This is a genomic window from Bacillus sp. GMa5/1 (assembly GCF_050172015.1).
GTDB classification, from domain to species: Bacteria; Bacillota; Bacilli; order Bacillales; family Bacillaceae_G; genus Bacillus_A; species Bacillus_A cereus.
This window is the reverse complement of sequence record NZ_JBNLYC010000025.1, coordinates 23,576-47,892: the sequence shown is the minus strand read 5'-3', so window position 1 is coordinate 47,892 and position 24,317 is coordinate 23,576. Positions and strand designations below refer to the sequence as shown.

The window sequence follows — 24,317 nt, the reverse complement described above, 5'->3', positions numbered from 1 at the left end:
ACTTTGTCGCTCAGAAGCGACTTTATCAATATAACATTTCGTTATATTTTCGTCAACAACTTTTTTTAATAAGTTGTTTTTCGTTTGTTTTGTTTGTTACCTTTCGTGGCAACGAATATAAATATACCAGTTTGATTATTAAAATGCAATAGTTTTTCTAATAAAATTTTTAACTTAGTAAAAAAGTATAAAAACAGCACATTTCTTCTATATAAATATAATTTCTCGCACTATCAAGATTTACTATACCCACGCAACTCATGCTCAAATAAAAAAAGCTTTGGAGAAATCTCCAAAGCTTAGTCTTGTTTATGGCGCATAGCAGGGAATAATAATACATCACGAATAGATGGTGCATTTGTTAATAACATAACTAGACGATCAATACCGATTCCTAATCCACCCGTAGGAGGCATACCGTACTCAAGAGCTTCAATATAATCGTCATCCATCATGTGAGCTTCGTCATTACCTTGTTCGCGCTCTTTTAATTGCGCTTCAAAACGTTCTTTTTGATCGATTGGATCATTTAACTCAGTGAATGCATTTGCATGTTCACGCGCAACGATAAATAATTCGAAACGATCTGTAAATCTTGGATCTTCATCATTCTTTTTCGCAAGCGGCGAGATTTCTACCGGATGACCGTAAATAAATGTTGGTTGGATTAATTTATCTTCTACTTTTTGTTCGAAGAATTCATTTATAATATGACCAACTTCCATTGTATCTTTAATTTCTACATTATGTTCTTTTGCAAGTTCACGCGCTTCTTCTATACTCATCGGATTCCAGAAATCAGCTCCAGAGTATTGCTTAATCGCATCTACCATATGAAGACGTGTCCATTCTGGTTCTAGATTAATTTCATAATCACCATACTGGATTGTTGTTGTACCCAGTACTTTTTTCGCGATATGAGCAACCATATCTTCTGTTAACTTCATAATATCTTTATAATCAGCGTATGCTTCATATAATTCAATCATCGTAAACTCAGGGTTATGACGAGTTGATACACCCTCATTACGGAATACACGGCCGATCTCATATACTTTTTCTAAACCACCCACAATAAGACGCTTTAAATGTAGCTCAATTGCGATACGCATATATAATTCCATATCTAACGCATTATGGTGTGTAGTGAAAGGACGCGCAGAAGCTCCACCTGCAATTGCATGCATCATAGGTGTTTCCACTTCAAGATAACCGTTGTCATCTAGGTATCTTCTCATCTCACGAATGATTTTACTACGAGTAACGAACGTTTCACGACTTTCCATACTTGTAATTAAGTCTAAGTAACGTTGACGGTAGCGTTGTTCAACATCTTTTAATCCATGGTATTTATCTGGTAATGGACGAAGAGATTTCGTTAATAGCGTAAAGCCTGTTGCTTTTACTGAAAGTTCTCCAACGTTTGTTTTGAACACTTTACCTTCAATACCTACTAAATCACCTAAATCTGCTGTTTTAAATAATTCGTACTCGTCATCTCCAACAGCATCTTTACGAACATAAATTTGAACTTGTCCATGTAAATCTTGAACATGTGCAAATCCAGCTTTCCCTTTTCCGCGTTTTGTCATAATACGACCAGCGATAGAAACAGCGATTTCCTTCTCCTCTAATTCCTCTTTAGAGAACTCTCCATATAGACTCACTAAGTCAGTTGTTGAATTTGTGCGTTCAAATCTTTTACCGAACGGGTCAATTCCTTGTTCACGTAAATTATGTAGCTTTTCACGACGAACAATCAATTGGTCGTTTAATTCTTCGTGGTTCATGTTATCCATGATATTGATATCACTCCAGCTCTATTTAATTTTACAATATATACAGTATAGCATTTTCTACTCAACTAGAAAAACTGCCAGCAACTAACTGGCAGCTCTTCTTTCTTTCACGTAATTATAGGAAGTGTATAGAAGAATGTCAATCTCCTATGTCCATTATTAACCAACGTAAATTGTTTGTTGTTTCGCTTCCACTTCTTCTACAAATGTACCTAACACATTCGCAAGGTCTTCCCGTGTGTTACAAGCATTAATACCATTACGTACACTCGCATTACCACGAACACCTTTTAAATACCAAGCTGCATGTTTTCTCATCTCTCTTACAGCGACACTTTCATTCTTTAAGTCGATAAGACGATCTAGATGCAACATACATACATCAATTTTCTCGCGCACTGTTGGTTCCGGCATTAATTCACCTGTCTCCAAATACTTTACCGTACGATAAATCATCCACGGATCTCCAAGAGCAGCACGCCCAATCATAACACCATCTACACCAATTTCATCAAGCATACGCTTTGCATCTTGCGGCGTTGCGACATCACCATTTCCGATAACCGGGATATTTACAGATTGTTTTACTTGTTTAATAATATCCCAATCCGCTTTTCCTTCATACATTTGCACTCGTGTACGTCCGTGAACCGCCACAGCTTGGCCACCAGCACGCTCAACAGCCCTAGCATTTTCTATTGCGAAAATATGTTCTTCATCCCAACCGATACGCATTTTAACTGTAACCGGCTTTTCAACAGCATCTACAACCGCTGCTACCATTTCATATATTTTATTCGGGTCTAAAAGCCACCTTGCTCCAGCATCACATTTAACGATTTTCGGCACTGGACAACCCATATTAATATCAATTATGTCTGCTGTCGTATATTTATCTACATATTTCGCAGCATCTACAAGAGTTTCTTTCTCTCCACCAAAAATTTGTAAACTTAATGGCTTTTCTCTCTCGTCGATATATAACATATCTAATGTTCTTTTATTATTAAGTAATATTGCCTTATCACTTACCATTTCAGCACAAACTAATCCGGCACCAAATTCTTTTACTGTTAAACGGAATGCAGAGTTACACACTCCCGCCATCGGTGCTAGTACAACCGGATTTTTCATCTCGATATTTGCAATCTTTAACAATCAATCTACTCCTTCCTGTACAATCACTTTGGCATTAATTCCTCTATCGAAACATTTAATGCCTTAGCAACTTCTACTACAAAATCTTGAGAAGGCGATCTATTCCCTCTCTCAACCTCACCTAAAACAGATACAGATACCCCTAGTGCTTTAGCAAAACCTTCTTGTGTGTAACCTTTTAGCTTTCGAAAAGCACGAATGCGTCTTCCCCATTTTTCTGCTTCCATACCGTTACTCCCTCTCGCCTTTTCATTTCTTCTACTTGTGAACATGAAATGTTTTGTTTTATGTCTTGATTAATTTCTAACAACGGAACGATAACAAAAGCTCTTTCAAACATCCGCGGATGCGGAACAATAAGATTCTCTGCTTCAATATTCTCTTGATTATAAAGTAAAATGTCAAGGTCGATAGTCCTCGGCCCCCACCTAATTTCCCTTTTTCTTCCTAGGTCATTTTCTACTTTTTGTGTTACTTTCAATAATTCTTGTGGTGATAAATTGGTAGAAATTTTTATAACTAAATTTAAAAAGCAACTTTGGTCAGTATAGCCAACTGGCTCAGTTTCATATACAGATGAAATATCATCAACCTGAATATAAGGATTTTTATTTAAAAACTGAATCGCTTCGGTTAGATACGTATAACGCTCTCCAATATTTGACCCTAATGCAATGTAAGCTATATTGTTCATGGACGTTCTCTCGTAATTTCTACTGCTACAGCACGATAATGACCCGGTATCGGTGGATCCGGCTTAATTACCTTAATTGTACAGCGCGAAATACTTTCATATTGTTTTAATATATCTGCAGCAATATTTTCAGCGATACTCTCCACAAGCTTATACTTTCTATCCTCAACAACTTTTCTACATAATTCGAAAAGCTCTCCATAATTGACCGAATGCTCTAAGTCATCACTTTCCCCTGCACGCTTTAAATCCAACTCCACCGTTAAGTCAACTTTAAATCTCTGACCTAATTTATTCTCCTCTGGGAACACGCCATGATAACCATAAAACTCCATATCATGGATATAAATTTTATCCAATTACCTTACCCCCTTACCAATCATCGCATCCATCATTTTAGCCATACGCGCCATTTCTTTCACATCATGGACACGAACAAACTCACAGCCCTTTTCAATACCAAGACAAACAGTAGCTCCCGTTCCCTCAAGGCGTTCCTCTACTGGCAAATCTAATACGTGCCCAATAAAGGACTTTCTCGAAGTACCTAAGAGAACCGGATAACCTAGCACATTTAACTGTTCTAAATTACGCATCGCCTCTAAGTTCTGCTCAGGTGTTTTAGCAAAACCGATACCTGGATCTAAAATAATATTCTCATCTCGCACACCAGCATTTTTAGCAATTTTAATACTGTCATACAAATCAGCAATCATATCCGCCATTAAATTACGATAATTCATGTTATCGCGGTTATGCATTAAAATGATGGGTACATCGTAATGAGCTGCGACTTCAGCAATTTTCGGCTCCGCCTTCGCTCCCCAAATATCATTAATAATATGAGCACCAGCCTCAATTGCTTGCTTTGCAACTTCAGCTTTATATGTATCGATAGATATAGGCAATTTTACTTCTTTTGAAACTGCTTGAATCATCGGGACAACTCGCTTTATTTCTTCTTCTACTGATACTTTAGCAAAACCCGGGCGAGTAGATTCGCCACCAATATCAATAATATGAGCACCTTCACCTTGCATTTCTTTTGCGTGACGTACCGCAGCATCTACCTCGTTGTAACTCCCACCATCAGAAAACGAATCTGGTGTTACATTTAAAATCCCCATAATTAATGTCTTTTCATTTAAATTCAATGTATATTCGCCGCAGCGTAAATCATAATCCCACTTCAAACTACACATCTCCTCTTCGTAATTCATTTCTGCTCCATAATTTCTCTCTTTGCATTCCATAAAGGTACATTAAACTTTTTGTAACCACTCCTACTTTACCCGGGAAATCCTGCGCTTCTATACGATAAAGCGGAACAATTTCTTGAATGGAGTTTGTTACGAAGACTTCATCCGCTGAAAGTAGCTCATCTTTTGTAAAGAAACCTTCCTTTACTTCTATATTTAATTCTTCAGCACTCTTTATAATAAACGCACGAGTGATACCATTTAAAATCCCTGTCTCTAACGAAGGTGTATATAAAACATCACCTTTCACAAAAAATAGATTGGAAACAATACCCTCTGCAACATAACCTGCTTCAGTAAGAAAAATACCTTCCTTACTCACAACATTTCCAATTTCACGCTTCCCTAAAATATTATTTAAATAATGATGAGACTTCAGACGAAATGTTCCTTCCGGTGTATTTCGCACTTGTTTTAGAATAACACCTTCTTTTTCCACTACATCTCCTGGAGCTGTTAAAGGTTTTATAAAAACAATAACCGAAGGCTCTTCATACATTTCCGTTTGTAATCCTATTTCATCTATACCCGCTGATACATTAAAACGTACATATGCATGCTTCAATTCATTCTTAGCGAGTAAATCTTTCAAAATAAGCATCACGTCATTTTTTTTCATTGTCCATTTAATTTGCAATGTATCCAGCGCTTCTATTAAACGGTCATAATGATCATCCAATAAGAAAGGATGACCATTATAAATACGAAACGTTTCAAAAACTCCAAGACCATATAAATAACCATGATCATAAGGAGAAATTTTCGCTTCACTTGCTTCTACATACTGACCATTTACGTAAATTAACATAACGTTGCACTTGGACTGTATTTACAAATGAAATTCTGTAACAACTCTTTCCCATGAGAAGTCATAATAGATTCCGGATGGAATTGCACACCCTCTATCGGCAATGTCTTATGACGAAGTGCCATAATTTCTCCTTCCTCTGTCCAAGATGTTACCTCTAAGCAATCGGGTAACGTCTCTTTCTTAACAATAAGGGAATGATAGCGCGTCGCAGTAAACGGATTAGGAATATCCGAAAAAATCGTCTTTCCATCATGATGCATAAGCGACGTTTTCCCATGCATTAATCGTTCTGCACGGACAACCTCTCCACCAAACACTTGTGCAATGGATTGATGCCCTAGACAAACTCCAAAAATCGGAATCTTTCCAGCAAAGTATTTAATAACTTCCATACTAATCCCCGCTTCATTAGGACTACATGGACCTGGAGAAATCATTAGAAAATCTGGTTTCATATTCTCAATATCTGAAATGGTCACTTCATCGTTACGTTTAACAACGAGCTCTTGTCCAAGTTCTCCAAGAAACTGCACTAAATTAAATGTAAAAGAATCATAATTATCAATCATTAATATCATTTCTCTCACCTAACCGTTTCTTCGCTACGTTCTTTTGCACGCCACAAAGCAATCGCCTTTTTTAACGACTCTTTATATTCATTTTCTGGATTTGAATCAATTACAATTCCCGCCCCTGCTTGTACATGAGCTTTTCCATCTTTAGCAAGAAGCGTTCTAATTACAATATTCAATTCTGTATCTCCAGAATAACCAATCCAACCGATTGAACCTGTATAAATCCCTCTTCGAACAGGTTCTAATTCCTCAATAATTTCCATCGTACGTATTTTCGGGGCACCAGTAATTGTTCCCCCAGGGAATACAGCCTTCACTAAATCAAAAGCATCTTTATCTTCTTCCACCTCACCACGCACATTAGAAACAATATGCATAACATGTGAGTATTTCTCAATTACCATAAATTCATCTACTTCTACAGTGCCATATTTACAAACACGTCCTAAATCATTTCTTTCTAAATCCACAAGCATTACATGCTCTGCTCTTTCTTTTTCGTTCTCAATTAATTCTCTTGCTAATTCTTCATCCTCTTGCTCATCCGCGCCTCTAGATCTCGTTCCAGCAATTGGTCTTGTACTTACTTCAGTTCCTTGTTTCTTAATTAACAACTCTGGCGATCCACTAACAATTTGAAAATCCCCAAGCTCCAGGTAACTCATATATGGAGATGGATTAATTTCACGAAGACTTGTATAAATTTCTAGTGGGTGTGTCTGTAACGTTCTTTCTTGTCTCGTCGACAAGTTTACTTGGAACACATCACCCGCCCCAATATATTCTTGAATACATTCAACTGCCTTCATAAAGCTGGCTTCAGTAAAAGCAACTGCTTCACTTTTCTTTTCAGGACTTTCAAAGGGCACAGTCACTTCAGGCGCTTCTGTCATCCAAAGACTCTTCCACTCATTTAGCCGTTCTTTTGCCTCTTCATATTTATCTACATAATGCGTAATAACCCATAACACTTGTTCTTTTTGATCATAGACAAATACGTCATCAAATAATAAAAAGAAGATGTCAGGTATATTAATATCATCTTCCGCAAGAGAAGGCAGCTTTTCAATATAACGGATACAGTCATAACTGAAATAGCCAATTGCACCACCTTGAAAAGGCGGATACTCTGGGTTATAGTCCGTCTTCCATTGTTCCATATATTCTTGCATTAAATCTAACGGATTCCCTCGTTTTATTGTTTCCTTACCACTTTCACTTATATGTAACGTTTCATCCTTCCCTCGGATTACCGCTACTGGGTTCAGCCCTACAATGTTATAACGACCGCCACGGCCGCTTTCTAACAAAATATGTTGCGATTTACCCTGAGAAAGAAATTTATATTGCTTAAAGAAATCTAACTGATATGGAATAGAAAGCGCTAAAGATTTTCTTCGTTGCATATCAACACCCCGTCTTCTTTTATCCCACCCTCTTAGATTAACCAGCTCAAACTACATAAGTTATTTATATAGAGATTGATTATACTCGAAGGCTAGTGAAAATAATTTAATTATACTACCTCTTATTTTACATGAAGTTTTCTAGTCATTCACTCTTTTCCTATTTCCAATCCCAAAAGAAAAAGCACCCTTTTTCAAGGATGCTTTTTCAATCGCGTTTAATTATGATTCAAATTGATAAAGTGGTGTACTTAAATAACGTTCACCGTTACTCGGGATAATAACAAGTACCTTTTTCCCTTTACCTAACTTTTTCGCAACTTCTGTTGCTGCATAAATAACTGCGCCTGAAGAGATACCAACTAAAATACCTTCCTCTTTAGCCACTCTTCTCGCATATTCAAATGCTTGCTCTGTTTTCACTTGAATAATTTCATCATATACTTCTACATCCAACGTCTCCGGAACAAATCCCGCCCCAATTCCTTGGATTTTATGTGGACCTGGTTTCCCACCAGATAATACTGGTGAATCTGCAGGTTCTACTGCATAAATTTTAATATCTTTATACGCTTCCTTCAGTACTTCACCAGCACCAGTAATCGTTCCACCTGTACCAATACCTGCAATAAACGCATCTAATTGGTCACCCATTTGTTCAATAATTTCTGGACCTGTTGTTAAACGGTGAATTTCTGGATTCGATTGGTTTTTGAACTGTTGTGGTATAAAGTAGCCATGCTCTTTTGCTAATTCAGTCGCTTTACGAATTGCTCCACCCATTCCTTCAGGCCCTGGAGTCAATACTAATTCCGCACCGTAAGCACGTAATAAATTACGACGCTCAATACTCATTGTTTCTGGCATTACTAAGATTGCATTATATCCTTTAGCAGCCGCTACCATCGCTAAACCAATTCCTGTGTTACCACTTGTCGGCTCAATGATTGTATCGCCCTCTTTTAATAATCCATTTTTTTCAGCATCTTCAATCATAGCTAATGCGATACGATCTTTAACGCTACTCCCCGGATTCATAAATTCTAATTTTAAGTATATATCTGCGCTGTCTGATTCTACGATGCGGTTCAACTTAACGATCGGCGTTTTCCCGATTAATTCTGAAACTGATTGTGCCACTCGCATTCCTGTCACTCCTAACACCGAGTATTTTTATTGGTTTTATCTATATTTAGATTTTGTCAGAAAATTCCCTGTTTGTCAATTCATTTGGAGGATTGCTCCTCTTAATTCCCTTATTACAAATTCTCGATTAAATTTGTAATATCTTCTTTAGAGAACTTGTATCGTTCATTACAGAAATGACAGTGAACTTCTGTCTCTTCCTCTTCTTCACGAACTTGCTCTAACTCTGTTTTACCTAAACTAATTAATACACTCTCAATACGCTCGCGTGAGCATGTGCAATTAAATTGAACATCCATTGTTTCTAATACTTTTACTTTATCTTCTCCAAGAACTGCATATAGTAGCTCTTCCGGAGAAAGTCCTTGTTCAATCAACGTTGATACAGGTGGAATCTTTTGTAAACGGTCTTCAATAAATGAAATCGTTTCATCTTGCGCACCCGGCATAATTTGAAGGATGAATCCACCTGCCGCTAATATGCTATCATCTCCATTTACAAGAACACCAACACCTACAGAAGAAGGCGTTTGTTCAGAAACTGCAAAATAATACGTAAAGTCTTCTCCTAATTCTCCTGAAACGATTGGAGATTGACCAATAAACGGCTCACGCATTCCAATATCTTTAATTACAGTTACAAACCCCTCTGTACCTACCGCTTGATATACACGTAACTTCCCTTGTTCTGTTCCTTCAAAATCAACATGCGGATTCGTTACATAACCACGTACATCTCCATTTGCATGAGCATCTACTAAGATAGGACCAATCGGACCGTTACCTTCTACCTTAATCGTTAACTTTTGCTCACCTTTTAACATTGCGCCCATCATTGTACCCGCAGTTAAAGAACGCCCTAGTGCCGCTGAAGCTGTTCTCCATGTATCATGACGTCTTTGCGCCTCACTTACTGTATTTGTTGTACGTACACTATACGCACGCACTTCTCCATCAAACGCTAACGCTTTTACTAAATAATCTTTCATACGTATTTATTCACCTTTCTCATGCTGTAAATTTGCATTACGTTCATATAACATGTATAAACCTTTTAACGTTAAAAATGGATCTACAATATCAATTACATTCGATTCTTCGGAAATTAATTTTGCTAATCCACCTGTTGCAATAACTTTAGGTTCTTGTCTAGCTTCTTCTTTCATACGCTTAACAATACCTTCCACTTGTCCAACATAACCATAAAGAATACCTGATTGCATCGCACTTACTGTATTTTTCCCAACTACACTGCTTGGTTTTGTAATTTCGATACGAGGAAGTTTTGCTGCTCTGCTATATAAAGCCTCTGCTGAAATCATAATTCCTGGCGTAATAACTCCACCCATATAATGCTTTTCTTCGTTAATATAACAATATGTAGTAGCCGTACCAAAATCAACAATAATAAGCGGACTTCCATATAAGTGGATTCCTGCTACTGCATTTACAATTCGGTCTGCGCCTACTTCACGCGGATTTTCATATTTAATATTTAGCCCTGTTTTTATCCCAGGCCCTACTACAAGCGGTTTAATTTTAAAATATTTTTCACACATGCGCTCTAAAGCAAACATAATTGGTGGTACGACTGAAGACACAATAATACCTTTCACATCTTCAAACGAAAGACCTTCATGCTCAAGCAATTGCTTTACAAGCATTCCATATTCATCTTCTGTCTTATGACGATCTGTTTCCATGCGCCAATGCTGACGAAGTTCCCCCTCTTCAAACACACCTAGTACAGCATTTGTGTTCCCTACATCCAATACAAAAATCATATTCTCACCACTTATCTTATTTAATCTATATTTGTGCAGTATGTATAAAACTTATAAAAACATCATATCACACATACTTATATAATCAGCTTTCCTATCCTCATCATTTTACAAAAAGATTGCTCTCTATTTCAATTTTTAATACTAGTTTTACTTAAATTACTTTATCCACTAAGTTCTCAATAGTAATTAACAAAGGTTTTAACAAACAAAAAAGGAGTGACGATAGTCACTCCTTCGTTTCTTACTTATCTTCTTTATCTTCATCGTCTTTCTTCATGTTGATGTTTACTTTCACATCATCTGAAGATGTTGGACGTTCTGGCAATCTGCCGTAATCACATAAATGATTGATTTGCTCAGCATCTAACGTTTCTACTTCAAGTAACGTTTTTGCAATAAGATCTAGCTTATCACGATTTTCAGTAAGAATGTCTTTTGCACGAGCATAACATTCTTTCATAATCGTTTGCATTTCTACATCGATATCGTGTGCAATTGCATCACTGTAGTTTTGCTCTGAATGGAAGTCTCTTCCTAAGAACACTTGACCACCTTGCGAACTACCAAATTGCATTGGTCCAAGCTTATCACTCATACCGAATTCTGTAACCATACGTCTTGCAATGCCCGTCGCACGTTGGAAGTCGTTGTGAGCACCTGTACTCACTTCACCAAATACAATCTCCTCAGCTACTCGACCACCAAGTAAACCAGTGATTTTATCAAGTAACTCTGGCTTTGTCATGAAGTAACGATCTTCTTTCGGAAGCATTACTGCATATCCACCAGCTTGACCACGAGGGACAATTGTTACTTTATGAACGACATCAGCTTCATCAAGAACAACACCAATTACAGTATGACCCGCTTCATGGAAAGCAACGATATTACGTTCTTTTTCAGAGATAACACGACTTTTCTTAGCCGGACCTGCAATAACGCGATCCGTTGCTTCATCAATGTCACTCATATCAATTTTCTTCTTATCTTGACGCGCAGCTACTAAAGCAGCTTCGTTTAATAAGTTTTCAAGATCAGCACCAGAGAATCCTGGCGTACGAGTTGCAATTGCTCTTAAGTTGATATTCTCATCAAGCGGTTTATTACGAGCATGCACCTTCAGTACAGCTTCACGGCCATTGACATCTGGACGATCTACTGTAATTTGACGGTCAAAACGACCTGGACGTAATAATGCTGGATCAAGAATATCAGGACGGTTTGTCGCAGCGATGATAATAATACCTTCGTTTGCACCGAATCCATCCATTTCAACAAGTAATTGGTTCAACGTTTGCTCACGCTCATCATGGCCACCACCAAGACCTGCGCCACGTTGACGCCCTACTGCATCAATTTCATCAATGAAAATGATACAAGGAGCATTTTTCTTTGCATTTTCAAATAAATCACGTACACGTGATGCACCGACACCCACAAACATCTCTACGAAGTCAGAACCACTGATAGAGAAGAATGGAACGCCAGCCTCACCTGCAACAGCACGTGCTAATAAAGTTTTACCTGTACCTGGAGGTCCAACTAATAGGACACCCTTTGGAATACGAGCACCAACTTCAGAGAACTTACGAGGGTCTTTCAAGAATTCAACTACCTCAACAAGTTCTTGTTTCTCTTCATCCGCACCAGCAACATCTCTGAAACGAACTTTTTTCTTTTCATCATTATATAACTTCGCCTTACTTTTCCCGAAGTTCATAACACGGCTACCGCCGCCTTGAGCTTGGTTTAATAAGAAGAAGAATAAAATGAAGATGATGACAAATGGAATGATTGAAGTAAAGAATGTTACCCAGGCACTTGTTTCTTCTGCTGGTTGATACTTAACTTCGGCACCTTTCGCTTTATCATTAATTTTCTTTTGTAATTCCTCAGTATTTGGTGCATAAGTAACAAATTGTTCTCCTTGGCTAGAGTTATTAAATTGTCCTTTTACCTCAAATACACCATTTTTCGGTTGAAGTTGCACATTACGCACTTCACCGCTTTCTAGTTTAGTAATGAATTTGTCGTAGCTAACTGATGTCGTTTTTTGTGTCGAACCATTAAAATAGCTCACGATTCCAATTACTACTAAGAATATCAGTAAATAAAAGATGGTATTACGGAAGATACGATTCATTCCTAACCTCCTCTCACGGCATAAACACTATAGTAAATCGTAACATAGAAAAACTTTCCTATACAATTGTGAAGCCTATATTTAATTAATTTGAGTAAACGCTTGGTTTTAATACGCCTACATAAGGAAGATTACGGTACTGCTCTTTATAATCTAATCCATATCCTACTACAAATTCATGTGGAACAGTAAATCCAACATAATCCGCTTTCAGATCAACCTTACGGCCTGTTGGCTTATCTAATAATGTAACAATTTTTACAGACTTCGCTTTACGATATTTGAATAAGTCTACTAAGTAGCTTAGTGTAAGACCACTATCAATAATATCTTCGACGATTAAAATATCGCGACCTTCTACAGAAGTATCAAGATCTTTTAAAATTTTCACTTCGCCTGTTGAAACTGTAGAGTGACCGTAACTAGATACAGCCATAAAATCCATTTCAAGATATGTATCTGTTCTCTTTAATAAATCTGCCATGAATGGCATTGCGCCTTTTAATACACCAATTGCAAGAGGTACTGTGTTTTTATAATCCTCTGCAACAATTGCACCTAGTTCGCGCACCTTTTCTTGTATTTGCTCTTCAGAAATTAATACTTTTTCGATATCTTGATTCATCATTTCATTATCCTCCCGGAAGACTCCTTGCTTTTGTAGTGAATAATCATATATTTATCCTTCTTTGCCATCTCTTTCGAAATTGCAAATGCAGATCGCTTCAACAAGGGTACCCAAATAATGGTCCCACTTGCATCACAAACGACCGGCCATTCTTCTCTTTTTTCTTTCGGTACTTTTGCTTCGATAAAAATAGCTTTTATCTTTTTCGTGCCATTCATACCTTGTATTGACATGCGATCTCCATTTTCCCTAGAACGAATACGAAGTGGATATGATATATCATTATACTTAGCAACAAATACTGTTTCATTCATGTTACTTGGTATATCTTCGCTCACCTCTGTTACAAATTCATCCCCGTTCAATAGCGTAATGGTCCCGGGTACTGATAAATCTTGTAAAAAAGGAGAAACAATTTCTTGTTTAAATCTAAAGCTACACTCCTCGTATGTACGAACAATTTTCAAATCACCTGGAAAATCAAGTGAACCTGAAGGTTGTGTCCGCTTAAAAAACTCAATCACCTTGTCAATATGTATGGAAGAAAGAGAAGATGGAATCTTATATTCATAAAGATAGTTTAATATTAGTTGAATCCCTCTTCTTTGTAAAGGCATAGACATGGATTCAAAGGCAGGAATTGATAAGCTAATTTGTTTATCACTTTTTTTTGTAATTACTTTATTCATTTTCTCAAAAGCTAATTCCTGCAAATAAGCCTCATCCTCTTGCATCTGCACGCTAAATTTTTGGAATTTCTCATGCACTTGTGGATTTTCTTCTTTCAAATGAGGAAGGACATATTTACGTAATCGATTCCTTGTATATACTTCCTTTTTATTACTCGGATCTATACGTGGCATTAAATTTAGCTTATTACAGTAATCAACAATTTCTTCCTTCGTTACCCCAAGTAACGGCCTAATTAAATACCCATTATGAAAAGGACGCTTCACTGCAATTCCTGCATATCCTTTCGGAGTACTCCCTCTTACAAGACGCATTAAAATTGTCTCGACTTGATCATCTCCATGATGTCCAAGAGCAACATATCTTGCATCATATTTCTTCATTATTCTTTCCAAAAATGCATATCTGCATTCTCTAGCAGCAACCTGTGCATTCATTCCGTATTGCTGTTGATATTGTGATACATTAATCCTTATCGTTTCACAAATAATTCCCAGTTCTTCACAAAGGCCCTGCACAAACCGTAAATCCTCATGAGATTCATCACCTCTAAACATATGATCCACATGAGCTACTACAATTTCCAACTGTTTTTCCGCTCTTTTTTCTAATAAATAATATAAAAGCGCTAACGAGTCAGGACCACCAGAAACTCCCACAACAATTGTTGAATCATTTTTTAATACATCATGCTGCTTTACAAAGTCATCTACTTTTTCAACAAATGTATCTTTCAACTTCGTAATCACCTTTCATTAAACAAGAACAGCAACGTTAGTTGCCTTGTCTACAATGGTACAACTTTTACAAACATTGTGCAAAAAAAAGATATACAAAAATTACATTTTTATCTTACATCCTCCGTGTATATTCACAAAATTAATAACATTACCTTTTTCCACAAAAAAACCTAGGTATTCACCTAGGTTTTTAAAATCAAATTATAGATAAACATTCCACTTACATTTTACTGCGCCTGCATTCCTACAATCGGAATCGTAGCCCACTTCGGCATATTTTTCTTCACTTTTGCCACTACAATAGTCATATCATCATTTATATAACCATCACAAGAGCGAATCACTTCTTCCATAATGATATCAGCAATTTCTTGCGGGTCTTCGGTTTGCATTTCTTTAATTTTTCGTTTCATCCACAATTCATGATTCTCCACATGCTGCGCTCCCTCAAAAATCCCATCGCTCATCATAATAAGAATATCGCCCGTTTTTAATTGTTCACCCACCACATCAACTTCAACATCTTCAATGATTCCCATCGGCAAATTACTTGCTTCAATTTTCAAAATATTATTTGCGCGTTTAACAAAACTCGGCGTCGATCCAATCTTTAAAAACCTTGCACTCGCATCCCGCAAATCTACCATAGCTAAATCTAACGTCGTAAACATCTCTTCTGTCGTTCTCAAAGAAAGAATTGAATTGATAGACTTAATTGCTATTTCTTCATCAATGCCCGATTGGAGTATTTTTTGTAATAATTTCACCGTTTCCTTACTTTCCATATGAGCCCTTTGCCCATTCCCCATACCATCACTAATTGCAAGTGCATATTTACCAACACTTAAATCCATCATCGCATAAGAGTCACCCGAAACAAATCCACCGCCTTTTGCAGCTGTAGCCAATCCTGTATCAAGAGAATACGTCTTCGCCGAACCAAATGATATTAAACTATGGCCATTTGGATAAGAAGACTTTTCTTCATGTTTAACGACAATATTTTCTTTAAGGATATCCGAAAGCATCGGTGCAACTAACTTTTCACATTCACCATGTTCATTAGATGCAACTGGAATTAACATTTCAATATCAATACTTCCTCTATCTAAACAATAAATATCAACATGCTCTACTTCGACACCAAAATCACGGAATGCTTGCATAATCTGTTCTTCCTGCACTTGATGATTTTCACGCTCTCGTTGTATCTCCTTAGCAAAATCCTCCATAACCTTTGATACACCTAATAGTTGCTCCGCTACTATTCTACGATTTTCCTTCATTTGTTTTCGTAATTTTTGTCCCTCATAGAAGTGATCTAATTCACCCGCTACTAAATCCGTCACTTTTTTCCCTCTCACACAATGCTTGTCCCACTCACGAACTAATTTACGATTATGTTGCAGGGTTCCTTCTTCCGTTTCATTCATTATTTGTTTCATATAATCGTACGTTTTATCAAAATTCACTACCCAGCATTGATCCTTTTTAAAGCATGTTTGACATGTTTTCGCAGTAATTGTACTCAAAAACAAATCTGCTTCTGTCTCTTTATCTTCTTCCTCTACATACCCATATACAGAAAAGCTATTAGATAAAGCAGCAAATACATTTGCAAATTGGTTGATTTTATTTGCTGTAACATCACGCATCCTTCTTAAATATTGTTGTTGATCTTGCGAATGCTCTTGTGTACCTGGCATAAATTTAGCAATACGATCCAAAACAAGCTTCGGTGTTAATAAGAAGATAACAATCGCTACACCTGACTCAATTAAAGTTGTTACAATATTTGTCTGTTTGTCCACATATAATGTAATTAAGCTTGTCCCAATTAATAAACCTAAACTAACACCTAAACGCTTCCCTTCTTTTAACAATCCACCAAGCAATCCAGAGAAAGCAAGAAGGCTAAGCTGAGACAAGCTAGACACATTTGCTAAACTTAATATTAGTCCTGTTACAACCCCTACTGTGGATCCTGTGGCAGCACCTGCAATAAATGCAAATACTAGCACTAAATACCTTGTAAAAATATGTTGAATAGAAGCATCATATACAAACCAATCTGTTGTACCCGTTAAAACAGATGCTAGTAATATAATCAAACAAACAATTTCTTCCGTCTCTAATGCCTGTTGTTTTCCTTTCCTTTCCACTAAAAGCGGGACGCTTTGTAAAAATATCATAGTTAATACGAAACTAAGCCCAGCCTCAATGGTACTAACGAGTAAATCGTACATGGTGACAGTTTGTTGCGCAAAATATACAACAACTAAGTGTGCGGTTAATGCGGAGATAAATACTTGAAATGGAACAAGTCCAACAGTTTTACGTGTAAATCGACTAAAGAAGATATTATAAATGAAGAAGGTAAAGATAGATGCAAAGGTAAAAAACAAATTATCCATCGATACCGAAAGAGCTCCTCCCATTAGAGCTAAAAATGCTAGCGGCATCTTATCCCGCTTCATAACATAAACAGCAGCAAAAAATGGCAGTGCAAACGGTAAAATATTTGTTAATATATATGCTCGTCCCAAAAGAAAACCAATAACAACAATAATAAATCCCCATCTAAAGAAAACTTGCTCAAATTTCATTCGCAACTTACTCGTCCACTTTATTCCTCCAAGCTGACTCTCATTCATTGCCAATTCACTTGTATTCATAGTATTCCTTCCTGCTTTAGGCATATTTTTAACACCACCTGCATAGTTTAATTACTGTCATTATAAAAGATGATTGTTGGTTTTTTTGTCAAAACAACAGTTTTCACTTTTATAATCGTTCGACTTTTTATTCGAAATAACTCTACAGATATACACGGTATGTAAGTTATTTTTGATATTTTAATTAAATATTCAGAAAATATAGGGTGATTTTGTAGAAGTGTTGTATATCTTAATTTATTTAACAAAAAAAGATCATGCAAATTTGCATGATCTTTTTAGATGACCCGTACGGGATTCGAACCCGTGTTACCGCCGTGAAAGGGCGGTGTCTTAACCACTTGACCAACGGGCCGTTAAATTAAATATAGCGGCGGAGGGGATCGAACCCCCGACCTCACGGGTATGAACCGTACGCTCTAGCCAGCTGAGCTACACCGCCATGTCGTCTTATTTAACGGACAATTAGTATCTTACATCAGATACTAATTAAAGTCAACACATCTCAAAAACTTTTTTAAAAATATTTTTAACATATAAAAAAGCACCCTGAGCCATCACTCTGGGTACCTCTCTATATGTTAAAAACTAAACGTCCTTATTATCCGCGACGCGCGCCACGGCCACCACGTTTAGACTCTGTGTTACGCTTTAAAGAAGTTAAACGATCTTCGCTATCTTTTAAGAAGCGTGCCATCTTTTGCTCAAATGTTTCTTTCGGAGCTCGGTCGTTACCGCCACCGCGATTATCTCTGTTGAAAGAGCGATTATTACGTTGTGGACGTCCAGAACGTTGTTGATCACCACCGCGTTGGTATTCACCGCGTGGACGATCTCCTTCTGTTTTTTCACGTTCTTTCGCTTTTTTGATAGATAAACCAATCTTTCCATCTTTTTCAACATTAATAACTTTTACTTCTACTTGGTCGCCCACTTTTAAGTGATCGTTAATATCTTTTACATAGTTATCAGCAACTTCACTAATATGAACAAGACCCGTTAAGCCCTCTGGCAGCTCCACAAAAGCCCCAAAATTTGTAATACCTGTTACTTTACCCTGTAACTTGCTGCCTACCTCGATTGACATAAAAAAAATGCTCCTCCTTAGTGGTTAAAAAGTCAAATTTTACTTTATTATATATAATCCTAAAATATAGTGTCAATAAGACATACTCTACTTAGAAACAGGAAAAATTATCTCCCCTTTACCAGAGAAGAAATAATCCCTTCTAGCAATCTTTAATACGTACTCTTCATCATTTAACTTTTGAACTTCGTCTTTTAGACTTTTTTCTTTATTCGTTAATGAATCCAGTTCTTTTTTCATGTCCTTAACTTTTGCTTCTTTTGCTTTAATGGAACTGTTTTGTTGATAAAACGTTACACCAATACTCGCAATAATTGTAAAAGTAAAGACAAGAAAAACCGCTAAACGGCGATAAAGTCGCTTCCTGTTCTCATCCGTTTGTATTATATGCTCTTTAACAGGATTTGGACTCTGTTTTTCGATTGTTCTTTGTCTCAGTTCCCTCATTTCCGAGGTCCCCCTAACTTCTTTTTTATATGCTCCCATAGTTGGAAGATATGTCCCTTCAATTTTGCTATATATTGCAGGAACCCTATATGTTTCACTATAAAAAGTTTAACACGATTAGGGAGAAGTTTCCATATGAGCGAAGCAATAAATCGAACAGGCCAGAAAAAAACTTTCCATATGAAAAGTAATATCCAAATCACCATTTTCCATAACACATGTCCAATTGAAAGCAGTATACGAAATAAGAATAATATAAATGCAATAAATAGCTGCGCTATAATAATAACAGGTTTTATCATGAGTAGCTGTATAATTCGAACAAAAAAATATGTTGTTTGCATAAAAATATAGATGAGAAAATTTAACAGCTTCATGTATAGTGCCTTCAGTAAGCTTTGATATGCCGCAAAACCACATAATAATGCCAAAAACACATATATACGTAGCTCAGCTTCATTTACGAGAAGCAATACATAAAAGACGGATAATGCTTGGACAATCCAAAATAATATATCATGTATAAATACAAGCCAACGTTTACGTTCTTGGCGCTTTAAAAAACGTTGATATGTATCTAAAGACGCTCCAATCCAAGCACCCATTCCAATCATTGAAAGCATTGTATACAACTGAATTGTTAAGCTCATTTAAACAACTTACTAAAGAAACCTTTAGTTTTTTCCCCTTGATTTTCATCAATATACAGCATCTCATTAACTTTCCCTTTAATCGACACAATACCTTTTTCCACATCTAAATTTTTCATTTGTAAATTTTGACCACGAATTGTTAAAAAACCCATTACGGTCTCTAGTAAAAACTCTTCGCTATCAAAACTCTCTACCTGCTTCACACCGGTAATATCAATTATACGCCTGCCACGCATAATAATGTCATGCTCTACAGAAACATTTTGTTGATTAGAAGACGTAGGTGAGTAACCATTATTCACGTAAATCCCCCCATAGGTTTTTACTAGCTAATAGTAATGTATGAGGGGATAAATGATTTTAGAACAAGCCTTCTTCCGCTTTTACTTTTTCTTCACGAACTAAGCTATACATATTTGCTGCATCTTCTTTTTTAGTTGTTTCTTTTAATTCATTTATTTTCACAGTCACTATTTTTTGACCAAAACGAATTGTTAATTCGTCAGCTACTTTCACATCAGAACTTGCTTTTGCCACTTGACCATTAATAGATATTCTTCCTTGATCAGCTACTTCTTTCGCTAATGTTCTTCTTTTAATTAAACGTGATACTTTTAAAAACTTATCTAGACGCATATCAAATCCCCCTATTAACGCTCTGTCTGTTTCGCTTCTTCCCATAAAACATCTAACTGTTCTAATGATAAATCTTTCATCTCTTTATTCATTTCAGCTACTTTTGCCTCCATGTATAAAAAACGACCAGTAAATTTCTCATTAGTTGAACGTAACGCCTCTTCTGGATCTATTTTGTAATGACGAGCTATATTAACAAATGCAAATAGTAAATCACCAAACTCACCCAGCATCTTTTTCTCATCCATATTTGTAACCTCTTGTTGGAACTCTTGCCATTCTTCCAAAGCTTTCTCTATCATCGGTTGCACATCAACCCAATCAAATCCAACCTTACCAGCTTTCTTCTGAATTTCATAGGCGCGTAGTAACTGCGGCAAACTTTTGGGAACGCCATTTAAAACAGATTCTTTCACGAATCCTTTTTCTTGTTTTTTAATTTCTTCCCAATTTGCAATCACTTCATCAGCGCTGTTTACATCCGTATTTCCAAACACATGCGGATGGCGACGAACCATTTTCTCAGATAGAGTTCGAATGATATCATCTATAGAGAACCAACCTTCATCTTCTCCGATTTGAGCATGAAGCATAACTTGTAATAATATATCACCTAATTCTTCTACTAAGTGATCATCATCCTCTTCATCGATTGCTTCCAACACTTCATAAGCTTCCTCAATTAAATATTTCTTTAATGATTGATGTGTTTGCTTTTTATCCCACGGACAACCATTTGGACCACGAAGTTCCGCAATAATTTCTCTAAGAACATCAAACTGTTGATACAAGGACGCACGCTCCTGAACTGGCGGCACGTACACACTCGTTAAATTATTCAATTCCGTTTCATGATCTAACATGTACAACGGTACCTTCTTTACTTGTTCAAATGAAGTTCCTGCAGCTGTTACGATATACACTTCATAATCATCTGGTAACATCTCCATTAATGTTAATTTCACATCAGATGCAACGAATGCATCATATACTTGGCAAAAGATTAAATGTTGACGCAGTTCTAATTGCCCTCTTTCAAATGATGTAGCATCAAGTAATTGGAATCCTTCAATCGGATCAATCTTTAGACTTGCAAACATAGGATCAAGGAAACTTTGTCCACCCTCAATTCGCACTTCAACATTTGAAACTTCTCCTTTTTCCAACAGTAGCTGAACTGTTCTTTCTGCTACAAGTGGATGCCCGGGAACAGCATAGATAATTTCTGTACCTTCAGCTTGTTCTAGCAATTTATTCGCAATTGTTTCATATACAATTTCAAACGTATCATGTGCTTCATATACAGCATCAAAAGACGTATATTGTACGCCTTCTTTCTCCAATTCTTCTATAACTGGATGTTCTTTCGTTCTAACAAACAGATGGTCTGCTTCTTTTATTTTTCGATATACACCCATCGTTAGCTGATCTAATTCACCAGCTCCTAAACCTAAAATAGTAATGATTCCACTCACAACCAGTCACCTCTATCCACTCTTCTTCAATGAACCTTCTTTTTTCTCTTGTTTCATAACGGTTCCTAATTCTTTTTTTGTAAATACACGTAATTTCAAAATAAAAAACATATATGTCAATCCGCCAATGGCTACACCTAACAACGCTTCAAGTGTCGCGCTTCCTCTATGTTCCGTATCAATTACTAATCCAGACATCTGTAACACACGTGTGAATATCATTAATACAAATCCCATACAGATACCACTAATTACTATCCCTAACATATTTCGCTTATTGATAAGTGACCCTGATACAGCTCTCGTAAGCAACAAAGTATTTAGTCCAGAGATTATAATTAACGCACATAAAGTCGCAAAGGCTGCACCTTTCACACCAAAATAAGGCATGAATATATAATTTAACGCTAACTTTAAGCAACCTCCAAATACAACAAATAATGCTGGCTTAAACGTTTGCCCCAATCCTTGTAAAATAGAAGCTGTCGTAATTGACAATGAACTAAATAAAATAGATAACGATAAAATAGATAAAACATCTGATCCATCACTGTTTTCAAACAACATAATATTCGTAGGTTGAATAATACAAGTTAGTCCAATAGCTGCTGCAAGTCCAATAACACATGTTATTTTCACTGCTAACTTTACCTTTTCTTGAATAAAGGAAAGATCTCCTCTTTCCTTCGCCGCTGTAATAATCGGAATAAGTGACAACGAGAAAGAAGTCGTCACAACAGTACCTAATTGCATTAGCGGAATACTTCTATCATAAACACCCTTTAATACCTTTGCATTTTCAGCCTGTTCTCCCGCACCAATAAGTAAGCTGTAAAAGGACACTGAATCAGCCATCTGTATAAAAATAAGCACTAAATTACTAACACAAATCGCTAACCCCTGCCAAAAAAGGATTTTAACTATCTTCCTTTTACCCTTAATTCTCGCTGCACTTTTGAAGAATATAGAACGAAAATCTTGACGCATATACAATATAAGTACAATAATCCCAATAAGACCACCCGCAATTGAGCCTAACATAGCCCCTGCACCAACTGTATATAAATCAAATCCGTGAGCAATTAGGAATAGCGATAAAAATACAATAATAGAAACTCGAATTGTTTGTTCTATTACTTGCGAAACAGCCGTTGGCATCATATTATTAAATCCTTGAAAATACCCTCTTGCTACAGACAAAAATGGCATCAATAAGAATGAAAATGAAATAACACGTAGTAACTTATCTAAGTGTATATCGCCCATAGCTACCGCAATTGTTTCGGCCCCAAAAAACAATGTAAAGAAGCCTATAAAACCAATTCCTAATAAGAACCAAAAAGATACACAAATAATTTCTTCTGCTTCTTTTTGTTTTCCCCGCTCTAATCGTTCTGCAACCATTTTCGAAATGATAACAGGAAATCCATAAGTAGCTAAAATTAAACAAAATCCATAAAACGGGTAAATTTGTTGGTAAATATAAAATCCAATATCCCCCGCTATATTTTGATATGGAATACGGTAAAAAGCGCTTAATACTTTTGTAACGAAACTTGCAATCGTTAATATAATAGCCCCACGCCAAAAGGCTTGATACTTCTTCGCTTCCATACAAGAAAACTCCTTTTTCTATTCTCACCTCTCGTATTATATCATAAAGAAAAGAACAAACTCCCTTCCCAACACGGGTAATAATGAGTTCCTACACGTTAAAAATATTCAACGAAAAAAGGTAGCAAAGTGCTACCTTCATTCAATATACATATATCTCCAAATAATTGATTTCTCAAAAAGAAAGATCATAATTAGGAAAGATTGCTACTTCTAAAATCAATATACCCTTACTGTTCCATTTGTTTCGCTAAGAAACTGGCAGCAGTATTAACCGCTTTATGCTCAATCTCGCTTATAATAGCTTCTTTTGAAAAAATAATGACGGCTCCAATCGGATCTCCGTTTGCAACAATTGGTCCAACTGTATAAGAATGAACCTTTTCTGTTACACCATCAATAATGGAAATATCACTTTCATCCGTCATAATAACAGACTTTCGTTCTTCCATCGTTTTTTCAATTAAATCGCCAACACTTTTATTTAAGTATTCTTTTTTCGATACGCCTGATACTGCGATGATAGAATCTCGATCACACACAAGCACATTATGTCCTAAGCTGTCATATAAAGCATCAGCATATTCTTTTGCAAAATCACCTAGCTCACTAATTGGAGAATACTTCTTTAAAATTACCTCTCCATCGCGATCAACAAATATTTCTAGTGGGTCTCCTTCTCGAATACGTAAAGTTCTACGAATTTCCTTCGGGATTACGACCCTGCCTAAATCATCAATTCGACGTACGATTCCAGTTGCTTTCATTCTAATGCTGCCTCACTTTCTACTGATGATCAAAGTGGTGAATTTACCTGTTCATGTAAAAATCACCAACTGTTAGATATAGTATTTTACACATTAGTTCTTCTATGCACGTCGAATTGTATTTTTT

24 protein-coding genes and 2 tRNA genes are annotated in these 24,317 nt (G+C 36.5%); all 26 read right to left on the bottom strand.

From position 1 onward, the window contains the following. Window positions 1-299: 299 nt before the first annotated feature. The gene (gene lysS, locus ACQGSG_RS09165; RefSeq protein ID WP_000369667.1) at window positions 300-1,799 is read right to left on the bottom strand and encodes a lysine--tRNA ligase; all 1,500 of its coding nucleotides are present in this window, start codon (window positions 1,797-1,799) and stop codon (window positions 300-302) included. A gap of 159 nt (window positions 1,800-1,958) precedes the next feature. Further along, window positions 1,959-2,957 (bottom strand): tRNA dihydrouridine synthase DusB, encoded by a 999-nt coding sequence (gene dusB, locus ACQGSG_RS09160; RefSeq protein ID WP_000912251.1) that lies wholly within the window; start codon window positions 2,955-2,957, stop codon window positions 1,959-1,961. A gap of 23 nt (window positions 2,958-2,980) precedes the next feature. After that, window positions 2,981-3,184, bottom strand: a complete 204-nt coding sequence (locus ACQGSG_RS09155; RefSeq protein ID WP_000387024.1) for a helix-turn-helix domain-containing protein — start codon at window positions 3,182-3,184, stop codon at window positions 2,981-2,983. Then, window positions 3,136-3,651, bottom strand: a complete 516-nt coding sequence (gene folK, locus ACQGSG_RS09150) for a 2-amino-4-hydroxy-6-hydroxymethyldihydropteridine diphosphokinase (protein ID WP_001059447.1) — start codon at window positions 3,649-3,651, stop codon at window positions 3,136-3,138. The genes ACQGSG_RS09155 and folK overlap by 49 nt, the downstream gene beginning before the upstream one ends. Further along, window positions 3,648-4,010, bottom strand: a complete 363-nt coding sequence (gene folB, locus ACQGSG_RS09145; protein WP_000358062.1) for a dihydroneopterin aldolase — start codon at window positions 4,008-4,010, stop codon at window positions 3,648-3,650. The genes folK and folB overlap by 4 nt, the downstream gene beginning before the upstream one ends. After that, window positions 4,011-4,871, bottom strand: coding sequence for a dihydropteroate synthase (gene folP / locus ACQGSG_RS09140; RefSeq protein WP_002103948.1), 861 nt, complete (start codon window positions 4,869-4,871; stop codon window positions 4,011-4,013). It lies immediately after the preceding gene. Beyond that, a complete protein-coding gene (pabC, locus tag ACQGSG_RS09135) occupies window positions 4,846-5,718 on the bottom strand; it encodes an aminodeoxychorismate lyase (protein ID WP_097999573.1) in 873 nt (290 codons plus the stop codon). Before pabC ends, folP begins: the two co-directional genes overlap by 26 nt. Beyond that, complete coding sequence (gene pabA, locus ACQGSG_RS09130; RefSeq protein ID WP_000602296.1) at window positions 5,712-6,299, bottom strand: aminodeoxychorismate/anthranilate synthase component II; 588 nt, start codon at window positions 6,297-6,299, stop codon at window positions 5,712-5,714. The genes pabC and pabA overlap by 7 nt, the downstream gene beginning before the upstream one ends. Window positions 6,300-6,304: 5 nt before the next feature. Then, window positions 6,305-7,702 carry an aminodeoxychorismate synthase component I gene (gene pabB, locus ACQGSG_RS09125; RefSeq protein WP_325843014.1) on the bottom strand — a complete coding sequence of 466 codons (1,398 nt, stop codon included), beginning with the start codon at window positions 7,700-7,702 and terminating at the stop codon, window positions 6,305-6,307. 222 nt (window positions 7,703-7,924) lie between these two features. Next, the gene (cysK, locus tag ACQGSG_RS09120; RefSeq protein ID WP_001261719.1) at window positions 7,925-8,848 is read right to left on the bottom strand and encodes a cysteine synthase A; all 924 of its coding nucleotides are present in this window, start codon (window positions 8,846-8,848) and stop codon (window positions 7,925-7,927) included. Window positions 8,849-8,961: 113 nt separating this feature from the next. Next, window positions 8,962-9,837: a redox-regulated molecular chaperone HslO gene (gene hslO / locus ACQGSG_RS09115; RefSeq protein WP_000656372.1), complete on the bottom strand. Its 876-nt coding sequence runs from the start codon at window positions 9,835-9,837 to the stop codon at window positions 8,962-8,964. Window positions 9,838-9,843: 6 nt separating this feature from the next. Continuing rightward, window positions 9,844-10,632 (bottom strand): type III pantothenate kinase, encoded by a 789-nt coding sequence (locus ACQGSG_RS09110; protein WP_000578368.1) that lies wholly within the window; start codon window positions 10,630-10,632, stop codon window positions 9,844-9,846. A 244-nt stretch (window positions 10,633-10,876) separates the two neighbouring features. Then, complete coding sequence (gene ftsH / locus ACQGSG_RS09105; RefSeq protein WP_001079672.1) at window positions 10,877-12,778, bottom strand: ATP-dependent zinc metalloprotease FtsH; 1,902 nt, start codon at window positions 12,776-12,778, stop codon at window positions 10,877-10,879. 85 nt (window positions 12,779-12,863) lie between these two features. Beyond that, a complete protein-coding gene (hpt, locus tag ACQGSG_RS09100; protein WP_000981844.1) occupies window positions 12,864-13,406 on the bottom strand; it encodes a hypoxanthine phosphoribosyltransferase in 543 nt (180 codons plus the stop codon). Next, window positions 13,403-14,833 (bottom strand): tRNA lysidine(34) synthetase TilS, encoded by a 1,431-nt coding sequence (tilS, locus tag ACQGSG_RS09095; RefSeq protein WP_000655458.1) that lies wholly within the window; start codon window positions 14,831-14,833, stop codon window positions 13,403-13,405. The genes hpt and tilS overlap by 4 nt, the downstream gene beginning before the upstream one ends. A gap of 230 nt (window positions 14,834-15,063) precedes the next feature. Continuing rightward, window positions 15,064-17,535 carry a stage II sporulation protein E gene (spoIIE, locus tag ACQGSG_RS09090; RefSeq protein ID WP_325843013.1) on the bottom strand — a complete coding sequence of 824 codons (2,472 nt, stop codon included), beginning with the start codon at window positions 17,533-17,535 and terminating at the stop codon, window positions 15,064-15,066. A gap of 259 nt (window positions 17,536-17,794) precedes the next feature. Continuing rightward, window positions 17,795-17,866 (bottom strand) — tRNA-Glu (locus tag ACQGSG_RS09085). Window positions 17,867-17,879: 13 nt separating this feature from the next. Further along, window positions 17,880-17,953: transfer RNA gene (locus ACQGSG_RS09080), tRNA-Met, on the bottom strand. A gap of 159 nt (window positions 17,954-18,112) precedes the next feature. Then, window positions 18,113-18,598 (bottom strand): S1 domain-containing RNA-binding protein, encoded by a 486-nt coding sequence (locus ACQGSG_RS09075; RefSeq protein ID WP_000021451.1) that lies wholly within the window; start codon window positions 18,596-18,598, stop codon window positions 18,113-18,115. An 87-nt stretch (window positions 18,599-18,685) separates the two neighbouring features. After that, window positions 18,686-19,045 (bottom strand): cell division protein DivIC, encoded by a 360-nt coding sequence (gene divIC, locus ACQGSG_RS09070; protein ID WP_001208738.1) that lies wholly within the window; start codon window positions 19,043-19,045, stop codon window positions 18,686-18,688. After that, window positions 19,042-19,695, bottom strand: a complete 654-nt coding sequence (gene yabQ / locus ACQGSG_RS09065) for a spore cortex biosynthesis protein YabQ (RefSeq protein WP_000059777.1) — start codon at window positions 19,693-19,695, stop codon at window positions 19,042-19,044. Before yabQ ends, divIC begins: the two co-directional genes overlap by 4 nt. Further along, window positions 19,692-20,000: a sporulation protein YabP gene (yabP, locus tag ACQGSG_RS09060; protein ID WP_001059104.1), complete on the bottom strand. Its 309-nt coding sequence runs from the start codon at window positions 19,998-20,000 to the stop codon at window positions 19,692-19,694. Before yabP ends, yabQ begins: the two co-directional genes overlap by 4 nt. 58 nt (window positions 20,001-20,058) lie before the next feature. Then, a complete protein-coding gene (locus tag ACQGSG_RS09055; RefSeq protein ID WP_001234876.1) occupies window positions 20,059-20,334 on the bottom strand; it encodes an RNA-binding S4 domain-containing protein in 276 nt (91 codons plus the stop codon). Between the two features lie 14 nt (window positions 20,335-20,348). Continuing rightward, on the bottom strand, window positions 20,349-21,809 hold the full coding sequence (gene mazG / locus ACQGSG_RS09050) for a nucleoside triphosphate pyrophosphohydrolase (RefSeq protein WP_000014241.1): 1,461 nt from the start codon (window positions 21,807-21,809) through the stop codon (window positions 20,349-20,351). A 12-nt stretch (window positions 21,810-21,821) separates the two neighbouring features. Beyond that, window positions 21,822-23,423 (bottom strand): putative polysaccharide biosynthesis protein, encoded by a 1,602-nt coding sequence (locus tag ACQGSG_RS09045; RefSeq protein ID WP_000387588.1) that lies wholly within the window; start codon window positions 23,421-23,423, stop codon window positions 21,822-21,824. Window positions 23,424-23,653: 230 nt separating this feature from the next. After that, window positions 23,654-24,190 (bottom strand): stage V sporulation protein T, encoded by a 537-nt coding sequence (spoVT, locus tag ACQGSG_RS09040; RefSeq protein WP_000648302.1) that lies wholly within the window; start codon window positions 24,188-24,190, stop codon window positions 23,654-23,656. Window positions 24,191-24,317 lie beyond the last annotated feature (127 nt).